Source organism: Roseinatronobacter ekhonensis (genome assembly GCF_900499075.1).
GTDB classification, from domain to species: Bacteria; Pseudomonadota; Alphaproteobacteria; order Rhodobacterales; family Rhodobacteraceae; genus Roseinatronobacter; species Roseinatronobacter ekhonensis.
The window spans coordinates 119,368-127,308 of sequence record NZ_UIHC01000008.1 but is presented as its reverse complement, the minus strand read 5'-3'; the positions used below and the strand labels follow the sequence as shown (position 1 = coordinate 127,308).

Annotated in this window: 7 protein-coding genes; 1 reads left to right on the top strand and 6 read right to left on the bottom strand. The window is 62.4% G+C overall.

Annotated elements, in window-relative coordinates:
* From ROE7235_RS06105 to ROE7235_RS06080, 6 genes are all read right to left on the bottom strand, one after another.
* A partial coding sequence (locus tag ROE7235_RS06105) for a hypothetical protein (protein ID WP_147434173.1) occupies positions 1–482 on the bottom strand: 482 nt, incomplete at its 3' end.
* Positions 483–668: 186 nt separating this feature from the next.
* Positions 669–2,852 carry an RNA degradosome polyphosphate kinase gene (locus ROE7235_RS06100; protein WP_121093793.1) on the bottom strand — a complete coding sequence of 728 codons (2,184 nt, stop codon included), beginning with the start codon at positions 2,850–2,852 and terminating at the stop codon, positions 669–671.
* Between the two features lie 56 nt (positions 2,853–2,908).
* Positions 2,909–3,865, bottom strand: coding sequence for an META domain-containing protein (locus tag ROE7235_RS06095; protein WP_121093771.1), 957 nt, complete (start codon positions 3,863–3,865; stop codon positions 2,909–2,911).
* Positions 3,866–4,010: 145 nt separating this feature from the next.
* Positions 4,011–4,682 carry a P-loop NTPase family protein gene (locus ROE7235_RS06090; RefSeq protein WP_121093770.1) on the bottom strand — a complete coding sequence of 224 codons (672 nt, stop codon included), beginning with the start codon at positions 4,680–4,682 and terminating at the stop codon, positions 4,011–4,013.
* Positions 4,679–5,734, bottom strand: a complete 1,056-nt coding sequence (locus tag ROE7235_RS06085) for an AI-2E family transporter (RefSeq protein ID WP_306418854.1) — start codon at positions 5,732–5,734, stop codon at positions 4,679–4,681. Before ROE7235_RS06085 ends, ROE7235_RS06090 begins: the two co-directional genes overlap by 4 nt.
* A 24-nt stretch (positions 5,735–5,758) precedes the next feature.
* Positions 5,759–6,181: a tellurite resistance TerB family protein gene (locus tag ROE7235_RS06080; RefSeq protein WP_121093768.1), complete on the bottom strand. Its 423-nt coding sequence runs from the start codon at positions 6,179–6,181 to the stop codon at positions 5,759–5,761.
* A gap of 140 nt (positions 6,182–6,321) precedes the next feature.
* Here ROE7235_RS06080 and ROE7235_RS06075 point away from each other — a divergent pair, with 140 nt between their 5' ends.
* Entirely contained in the window at positions 6,322–7,938 is a 1,617-nt protein-coding gene (locus ROE7235_RS06075; RefSeq protein ID WP_121093792.1) for a lysine--tRNA ligase, read from the top strand.
* The last annotated feature ends 3 nt before the right edge of the window (positions 7,939–7,941 follow it).

Sequence of the window (7,941 nt, the reverse complement as noted above, 5' to 3'; positions counted from 1 at the left end):
GCGCTCGACAAACGCACCCCAGACGCGGCATACTTCGAGCAAGCAGAGATACGAAAAGCGGCATGAACATAAATCTGATGCATCTTAGACAAGCCGCAAACCTGTCCTAAAAAGCAGGACCACTTCAGTATTAACATATGCACAGTAGCTTCAGGAATGCGGCGCGCGATATCAGCACCAAGAGTGAAATAACTTAGAGGATCGCCGCCATTCCCCTCGTCGCCATGCAACATAACAATCGACAATTCAGAGCCAGTCCCAATCTGAAGGCCGTCCAAAGTGTCTTGCGATATGGCAGGCGTGCCAAGGGCCACCCAAAACGCGACTGTCAGATGCTTCAAAGCGAGTGCTGGTTTCACGTTTCCAAGTGCGGAGATTTTCATAAGCGGCAGGCTTTCAAATTTTTTGGCAAACAGACATTTGCAGCAGTGCAAAAAAGCTGCAAAAGGGGCGCCTTCCAGACCTGAGATGCGGTGCAGCATTCTGTGATAAACCCTCTGGGCAACGTCGGGTTGTCGTTGTGGCGAGCTTGGCGGAACGGAGGATCCACCGACATTCCTGCTAGGCGATTCATGAGAATGGCGAGCCGCTGCGTCGTCGGCTGCGTCCGTAGAACAGACTTTGGCTTGGCACGCAGCGACCGACCGCGTCCCGCCCAACGCCCCCAGTCAATCAAACCCATGCGTCAGTTCGGGGACGTCATCGGCCCCCGCTGACCCACGCCCCGACAGGGACGGGTTTTCCATGAAGAAGCGGTGGCAGTTGAACAGGCGGCGGGAATCGCCATCCTCTGGCAGCACGCGCCGTGCGGGGCCTTCGGGCTGGATGACCCAGCTTTGCGCTTCATCGGCCAGATTGGCAGCCATGACCTGACTGACGATCTGTGCTTTCACGGTCGCATTGTTGATTTCGACAAGTGTTTCCACCCGCCGGTTCAGGTTGCGTCCCATCCAGTCCGCCGACGAGATGAACACACGCGCCTGATCGGAGGGCAGGGCCGCGCCATTGCCGAAGCACACGATGCGCGAATGTTCCAGAAACCGGCCCACGACCGATTTGATGCGAATATTCTCGGACAAGCCCACGATGCCCGGACGCAAGCCGCAGATGCCGCGAATGACAAGGCTGATTTTCACACCCGCGCGGCTGGCATCATAGAGCGCGTCGATGATGTCCGGCTCGATCAGCGAATTCATCTTGGCCCAGATTTCCGCCGGTTGGCCCGCGCGGGCGCGGTCAGCCTCTGCCGCGATCAACTGCAACAGGCGCGGTTTCATCCCCATGGGAGAGATCGCGAGGTTTTCCAGTTTTGCCGGTTCGGCATAGCCCGAGACATAGTTGAACACCCGCGCCGCATCGCGCCCCAGTGCCGCATCGCAGGTGAACAGCGACAGGTCGGTATAAATGCGCGCGGTAATGGGATGGTAATTGCCGGTGCCCCAATGGGTATAGGTCACAAGCCGGTCGCCTTCGCGGCGCACCACGGTGCTGATCTTGGCATGGGTCTTGTAGTTCACGAAACCGTAGACGACATGCGCGCCCGCGCGCTCCAGCCGGCGGGACTGGCGGATATTCGCGGCCTCGTCGAAGCGCGCTTTCAGCTCGACCAGCGCGGTGACGGATTTGCCGTCTTCGGCCGCCTCGCACAGCGCCGCCACGATGGGGCTGTTGCGCGAGGTGCGATACAGCGTTTGCCGAATGGCCAGCACATCGGGGTCGCGCGCGGCCTGTTCCAGAAAGCGCACCACCATGTCGAAGGTCTCATACGGGTGGTGCAGCAGCATGTCCTTCTGGCGGATCGCGGCGAACATGTCGCCGTCATGGTCCTGCACGCGTTCGGGCACGCGCGGGCTGAAGCTGGGCCACAGCAGGTCCGGGCGCTCGTCCAGCACCAGTTCCTTGAGCGTGGAGATACCCATGATGCCGCGCACCTCGACCACTTCGCCGGCATCGACACGCAGCTTGTCCATGACCAGATCGCGCAGATCGGCCGGGGCCCCTTGCGAGACTTTCAGCCGTACCACTTCGCCCCGACGGCGGCGTTTCAGCGCCACTTCGAATTCGCGCACAAGGTCTTCGGCTTCTTCCTCAACCTCCAGATCGCTGTCGCGCAGCACCGAGAAAGTGCACGACCCGCGCAACCCGTAGCCGGGAAACAGGCTGTCGAGTTCGGCGAGGATCAGCTCTTCCAGCGGCAGCAGACGGATCGGGTTGGTGCCGACGCGGACAAACCGGTCGATCTGGCTGGGAACGGGCACAAGCGCGTCCAACTGGCGGCCGGTGGTATCCTCCAGCTCCAACGCCAATGAGAAACCTGCATTGGGGATGAACGGAAACGGGTGCGCCGGGTCAATCGCGAGCGGCGAGAGCACCGGAAACACATTGTCCAGATACCATTCCTGCAACCAGACGCGATCCGCGTCGGTCAGGTCATGGCGCGACAGGATGGTGATGCCTTCGTCGGCCAGAAGCGGACGCAGGCTGGCCCAGACCTCTTGCTGGTAATCCATCAGGCGGCGCGCATCGGCATCGATCAGGACAAGCTGTTCGGCGGGTGTCTTGCCGTCATCGGACGGGGTGACATGTCCGGCGCGCGCCAGTTCGCGCAGGCCCGCAACGCGCACCGTGTAGAACTCGTCCAGATTGGCCGCTGAAATGGACAGGAAGCGCACCCGCTCCAGCAGCGGCACGCGCGGGTTCATGGCCTCTTCCAGCACGCGCCAGTTAAAGGCCAGCCACGACATTTCGCGGTTGAAAAAGCGGTCCGGTCCAGCCGGATCGAAATCGGGCAGGGTGACGGGTGTGGCGAAGGGGCTGGACAGAAAATCTGCCGAAGGTGTCGTGTGGGTCATAGGGTTCGCATAGCCAGATTTCATGTCGGTTTTGTAACGGCGCAGGCGCATTGCAGTTATTGTCGGCGGGCTTCGATGACTGCCGCCCCGCCCGAGGTCAGAACCAGCCGCCCCGACTCTGGTGACAGGCGGTAGCCATCAACCCGGTCCAGCGCACGGGCGAAGCGGTTTTCCTGCGCCATCGTGGGTTCGGTGCAGGCCATCATCGTGCTGGCCATGCGCCCGAAAACCAATATCCCGCCGTGGCGCTGGAACCCGCCGATCATCCTGTTGCAGCCGACCGTTGCGGACATGCGCCCGTCGGGAAAAAACACCAGTTCGGTGCGCGAGGGAAAGAGCGCGGCCGTGCCGTCGATCTGCGTCAGGTTCCAGACCCCGCGTGCCAGTTCCTCGTTGGCGGCGATGACGCGGCATTCGGCCAGTTGCGCCCCGTCGATGCTGAGCATGGCGCTGTCGTCTTTCAGATGGATCGAGGTGGCGGCGTTGCTAGCCTGCTCGTAATAGACCCCAGATGCTGCGGGGCGGGGCACCATGGTCAAGACCTGCTCGTTGAAGCGCAGGCGCAATTCCTCTGGCAGAAAGCCGATTTCGACATACTGGCCACCGCATTGCAAAAGGCTGGCAAAGCCCATGGCGGGCGTTGCAATGGCCCGCAGGGGTGGCAGCGAGATGTCGTCTGTGCCGGGGGCAATCGCGTAGGGTTCGGTCAGCCAGAACTGTCCGCCCGGCGCGCGTAAACCCGTCCGTAGGACCAATGCGCGGTCGGTGGGTGCCTCCAGCGTGAACGGAAAGGGGCTTTGCGTGTCGCCCACCGTCAACCGCGTTTCGGCAACAGACCTGTCATCGGCATCGACCAGATCGACCATGAAACTGGTTCCGAACGGCAGCGCGATGCGTTCCAGCAGCATCACCTCGCCAGTGATCTGGCGGGTGCTCTGGGAAAATGCGGTCTGCGCAAGCGCGGGCAGGGTTGCCAGCGCAAGGCCGAGGACAAGAAGAAAGCGGGGTGTCACGGGAATGAGCCTCTATGGTCTGTAATGCATTTCGAATACAGTAAGCCTACGACAGCGGTGCTACAAGGCAGACGGCATATGAATGCGGGCAGGTTTTGCGTGTGCGCGTGCGGCTGCAAAGGCAATTGCGCATGCGCAGTGGCCGCTAGCCGTCCTCTTGCAGCAATTCTGCCGCCAAGGCCCGCCCTATGGGCTTGCCCCGCGCCAACGCTTCGGCATCAAGCCTTGCGACAAGTGCTTGCGCGGCGGCGAGCGAGCGCTCCATCCGTGGCACAAGGTAAGGGATCAGCCGGTCTGATACTACAACCTGCCGGTCGGCAAACAGTTTGGCCAGCACAGCGGCCAGAAGCGCGTCATCGGGTGGCGCCAGAGCCACATGCGCGCAGGCCCCGAGCCGAGAGGCCAGATCGGGCAGCGTGACGTCCCAGTCGCGGGCGGGCGTGCGCGCGGCGAGCAGGATTTCGGCGCCATGCGCCTGTGCAAGGTTCAGCAGGTGAAAGAGCGCGGTCTGCGCGTCGGCGTCTTTCGCCACCTGCGCGGCATTGTCCAGCCAGATCGCACCCTGCGCCACCACGGCGGGCAGGTCCTGCCCGACAAGGTCCGCGCCATCCAGTTGCAGCGCGCCCTCTGCCGCGGCCCAGATATGCCCCAGATGGGTTTTGCCTGACCCTTCCGGCCCATGCAGCACCAGCCGGCCGCCGGGCAGCGGGCCGCCCAGCAGCCCCAAGGCGGCGGAATTGCACGCGCTTGGCACGAAATCGGTCCGGCCCATGCGCGCAGGCAGGGACAGGGGCAGCGCGACTTGCCGTGTGCTCATGGCTTGCCGCTGCCCTTGCCGTAAAGCTTGCTGTCCATGTATTGCCCCACACCGAAGCGCACCAACACCCCGATGCTGGCCGCCAGCGGCACCGCGATCAACATGCCGGTAAAGCCCAAGAGCGCGCCGAAGGCAGAGACGGCAAACAGCAGCCAGACCGGATGCAACCGCACCGAATTGCCGACAATGCGCGGCACAAGGATGTTGCCTTCCAACACCTGACCAAAGGCGAAGACCGCCAGCACCAGCCCGATTTCCAACGGGCTACCCCAGAACTGCCAAAGGCCGACGCCAATGGCAAGCACGCCGCCAAGGATAGCGCCGATATACGGGATGAACGAGATCAGCCCCGCCGTCACGCCAATCGCCAGCCCGAATTGCAGCCCGATCTGGCCAAGGGCGGTGGCGTAATACGCCGCAAGGATGAAACACACTGTTACCTGTCCGCGCACGAACCCGGCGATGCTTGCGTCAATCTCTCCGGCCAGATGGCGCAGCACGGGGGCGTGCTGGCGCGGCAACAGATCGTCTATCTGTCGCACAAGGCGTTCCCAGTCCAGCAGCAGGTAAAAGGCGACAACGGGTGTGACGACCATGAAAACGAGCGCGCTGACCAGCCCCGAGACAGAGCGCAACACCCCTTGTGCCAGCGCCGCGCCACGGTCGCGGATCGCCTCTCCGATAGAGGAGAGCGAGTTGCGCAGGGTTTCTTCCAACTGGGCAATATCGGGGAAGCGCGCGCTCAGGAACTCTTGCAGGCGGGCCAGCAAGTCGGGCGCGGTTTCGGAAAACTGCACCGCCTGACTGACCACTGCCGGAATGACCAGAACCCCGGCCAGAACGACCACGCCAATCGCCAGCGCCATCAGCGCAGAGACCGCCAGGGCGCGCGGCATTCCGCGGTTTTGCAGCTTGGTGACGACCGGGTTCAGGAAATAGGCAATCGCCATGCCGGTGATGAAGGGCAACAGCACGTCCCCCATCACCCATAGCAGGGCGATGAACACCACCCCTGCAATGCCCCAATAGCGCAACTGCTGGTCTATGGGCATGGCCAAGGCGAAAATCCTTTCGGTCTAAAGTGTCATGTGGCGGGCACGCGCGCCGCGTTCGATAGCCGCCGCGTGCAACCGGTCAATGCGCAACTCATACCGGATTTCTTCCAGCAAACGCAATTCCGTCTGCGCCAGCAATCCGTCCGAGGCGGCAATATCGCAGGCCAGCGCATAGGCGGATTCGTACAGCTTTTCCGGCAGGCTGTCGCGGATCATGCCGAACAGCGCATCCAGCCCGTCATCTTCTTCGAACAGGTCAAACACGGTCTGCGCAACGGTGCGGATCCGGTCGCCATCATAATCGGCAAAGATCGGCAAATGGTTGACCAGCGCCTGAATGGCGACCAGTTCGGATGTGCGTATACTCTGGTCGGCGGCAGAGACCGCGATCATCACCGCAACAAGGCTGTCTTGGGGTGACATCGGCTGGGGAAGGGGGGGCATGTGTCTTTCCTGTTTCCAAAAGGCCCTTTGGGTAGGGTGCAGGCGCATAATATTGACGCGGGCGTCCCGCCGCAATAGGAACCAAGCCCAGACCCGCACCCCCCACAAGGAAGTGACCCAAGCACATGTCCAGCACGCCCCTGTCCAGCCTGCGCGATGCGGCCCTCACCTCGAAAGCATGGCCTTTCGAGGAGGCCCGCAAACTGGCCGCGCGCTACAAGGACGGCCCGCCCACCAAGGGCCATGTGCTGTTCGAGACCGGCTACGGCCCCTCGGGCCTGCCGCATATCGGCACCTTTGGCGAAGTGGCGCGCACCACGATGATCCGACGCGCGTTTCAGGCGATCAGTGACATCCCGACCCGGATGATCTGCTTTTCCGACGATATGGACGGCATGCGCAAGGTGCCCGACAACGTGCCCGACCCGAGCGCACTGGCCGCGCATTTGCAAAAGCCGCTGACATCCGTGCCCGACCCGTTCGGCACGCATGACAGCTTTGGCGCGCATAACAACGCCATGCTGCGCCGGTTTCTGGATACGTTTGGCTTTGAGTATGAATTCATCTCGGCGACCGAGTATTACAGATCAGACCAGTTCGACCCGGTGCTGTTGCGCGCCGCAGAACGCTATGACGACCTGATGGCGGTCATGCTGAAGTCGTTGCGCGAGGAACGCCAGCAGACCTATTCGGTGTTCCTGCCCATCCACCCCGAAACCGGCCGCGTGCTGTATGTGCCGATGAAGCATGTGGACGGCGCGAAAGGTGAGATCACCTTCGACGACGAGGACGGGCGCGAATGGACGCTTCCGGTCACGGGCGGGCAGGTCAAACTGCAATGGAAGCCCGATTTCGGTGCGCGTTGGGCGGGGCTTGGCGTGGATTTCGAGATGTATGGCAAGGACCACGCCGCCAACACGCCGATCTATGACCGGATTTGCACCATTCTGGGTGGCAAAGCGCCGGAGCATTACATCTACGAACTGTTCCTGGACGAGAATGGCGAGAAGATCAGCAAATCCAAGGGCAACGGCATCAGCATTGACGAATGGCTGAGCTATGCCAGCACGGAATCGCTGTCCTACTACATGTTCCTGAAGCCGCGCACCGCCAAGCGCCTGTCGTGGGATGTGATCCCCAAGGCGGTGGATGAATATCACCAGCAGTTGCGCGCTTTTGTCGGACAGACGCCGGACCAGCAGGCGGCAAACCCGGTCTGGCATATCCATGGTGGGCAGGTGCCTGCATCCGGCATGGTGGTCAGCTTCTCTTTGTTGCTGAACCTTGCCTCTGTCGCGCGGGCGCAGGACAAGGACACGCTGTGGGGCTTTATCCGCCGTTACGCGCCGGATGCCGCGCCCGAAACCCATCCCGATCTGGACCAGGCCGCGGGGTTTGCCGTGCGCTACTTTCAGGATTTCGTGGCGCCCACCTTGCAGCCTCGCGCGCCAGACGCGGCAGAGCGCGCGGCGCTTGTGGACCTGTCGGCCACGCTGGCGCAGATGGCCGAAACCGGCGCGGTGCCCGATGCGCTCAAAGCCGAGTATGACAGCTTCACCGAGGAGTTGTTCATGTCGGTTGTGCGCGACACCGGAAAGGCGCACGGCTTCGACAATCTGCGCGCTTGGTTCAAGGTGCTGTATGAGGTGCTTCTGGGCTCTGACCAAGGGCCGCGCTGGGGCAGCTTCATCGCGCTATACGGGCTGGCCGAAACCGTCGCGCTGATCGACCGCGCGCTTGCGGGCGAGTTGGCCTGATCC

Coding starts and splice junctions, on each gene's coding strand:
- ROE7235_RS06100 (WP_121093793.1), bottom strand. CDS start 2,852: ATGACCCACACGACACCTTCGGCAGATTTTCTGTCCAGCCCCTTCGCC.
- ROE7235_RS06090 (WP_121093770.1), bottom strand. CDS start 4,682: ATGAGCACACGGCAAGTCGCGCTGCCCCTGTCCCTGCCTGCGCGCATG.
- ROE7235_RS06085 (WP_306418854.1), bottom strand. CDS start 5,734: ATGCCCATAGACCAGCAGTTGCGCTATTGGGGCATTGCAGGGGTGGTG.
- ROE7235_RS06080 (WP_121093768.1), bottom strand. CDS start 6,181: ATGCCCCCCCTTCCCCAGCCGATGTCACCCCAAGACAGCCTTGTTGCG.